Here is a 1,721-nt window from a genome sequence, read left to right as displayed (position 1 = left end):
TTTGATAATCCCACAGCAAAATTCTAACCACCTTTATTTTACCCCCGCTTTTTACTTAAAATCCTAAATTTTATTTAGTGAGGAGTAAAAAAATGAAATCACAAAAAACACTTACACAACTACAATTAGAAAAACTCGATTTACAAATCCAAAACGCACAAGATGAGATTTTGTTTGATACCACTTTTTGTGCTTACCAGACTTTGTTTTTTGTTTTAATGGTAACTTTTTTCACACTAATTATTTGTGCGATTTGCTATTTTTTTGAGAAAAAAAAATCTTTATATGCCCGAAAAAAAATTATGATTTTTTATTATGAATTTATGTTTGATTTTCGCAGGGATAAAGCTATAAAGGCAAGTATAAAATTCTATCAAGCAAGTAAAAAATTATTACTTGCAAAACAAACGCGACTTTAGGGGGAGGCGTGCTAGGTGGAAGCGTAGCAGGGCTAGAGTATGATGAAAACGGCAACATAACAGGCTTTAGCCCTGAAAAGTTTCTAGCAGGGTTTGCACGCGGTGCATTAGGCAGTAAGTCATTACAATTTCTAACCAAAAAAGCGCAGACAAGCCCGAAAGCAATGGAAATACTAAAAAGAATACAAGCCAAAAATGCTACAATACCAAATCAAAAATTTGATAAGGGAAAAAATATGAATTTAAGCATTGTTACACAAGACACTAAAACTATCACCGAGCTAAGAAACAACGCAAGCATAGCGATAGATAAACTTTTGGGCAAGAACATTATAAACAAAAACGATGGCAGAGTAGCACAGATTAGCAAAAATGGTAGGAATAAAATTTTAAGTGGCGCAGCTTTAAGAAAATCAAACGAAAATGGTTTTAGCAAAGAGGAACATTTTAAAGCAAGTGAACACATAAATGAGCTATACGAAAACAGCACATATCTAAAAAGCGAGCCTGCAAGGAATAATAGCGCAGATATAAAATCGGTGCATAGATATGTTTCATATTTGCAGATAAATAATAAGGAAGCGCAGGCATTATTAACAATAAAAGAGATTATGGAACACGGGAATAAAATTTACTCATTAGAATTGCAGGAATTGCGTCCTATGCCTAAGCGTAGCCCATACCAAACAAACGCAACAAGGACGCAGGGCTAATTTCGCTAGAGAAGTGTATGATATGGAAGTAAAACTTATACACAGATACCAAAAAGCCCATTCGAATATTACCTTAAAGATTGTAAAAAGTCAAATTATACGAAAAAAGGATAAAAAATGAACACTTTTGAATTAGATTTTACTTGCGAAAAATGCAAAAACTCTTACACAGGCTTAGTTATGGAAGACGAACTAGCGATGAGTAGCGAGGGATATTTTCCCCTTGATTTGACTTGCCAACACTGTGGATGGGATAACCAACAAAATTATGATTATTTTCTAAAACAAACCGAGCTAGATTCTCTTTTGCAAACCAAGCAAGAACAAGAAAAAGAGAGGCAAGAAGCATTAAAACAAGCCGAGTTAGCAAGGCTTTTAGCACAATGTAGCACCCCCCCCCCCAAGCACAGATTTAGTAGCAATCAAACGCGTTTTAGAATCGCTAAACAACTTGCAAGCTAAACTTTTATCTACCTAAAACCTCTTGCAAGCAAGAAAAAGCAAAATCTACCCAAAGCACACCACAAGCACAACAAAAAGCAACACAAAAACAACAAAACTACACAAAAACACCAAAAAGAGATATTTT

At 34.5% G+C, this 1,721-nt stretch carries 2 protein-coding genes; both read left to right on the top strand.

Going from position 1 to position 1,721, the window contains the following annotated elements; genetic code table 11:
• Positions 1–427: 427 nt before the first annotated feature.
• A complete protein-coding gene (locus ACWIX0_RS13460) occupies positions 428–1,132 on the top strand; it encodes an LPD3 domain-containing protein (RefSeq protein ID WP_454174495.1) in 705 nt (234 codons plus the stop codon).
• 117 nt (positions 1,133–1,249) lie between these two features.
• Entirely contained in the window at positions 1,250–1,594 is a 345-nt protein-coding gene (locus ACWIX0_RS13455; RefSeq protein ID WP_454174494.1) for a hypothetical protein, read from the top strand.
• Positions 1,595–1,721: the final 127 nt, after the last annotated feature.

It is taken from the genome of Helicobacter sp. T3_23-1059 (assembly GCF_053654515.1).
This window is presented reverse-complemented; position numbering and strand designations above follow the sequence as displayed.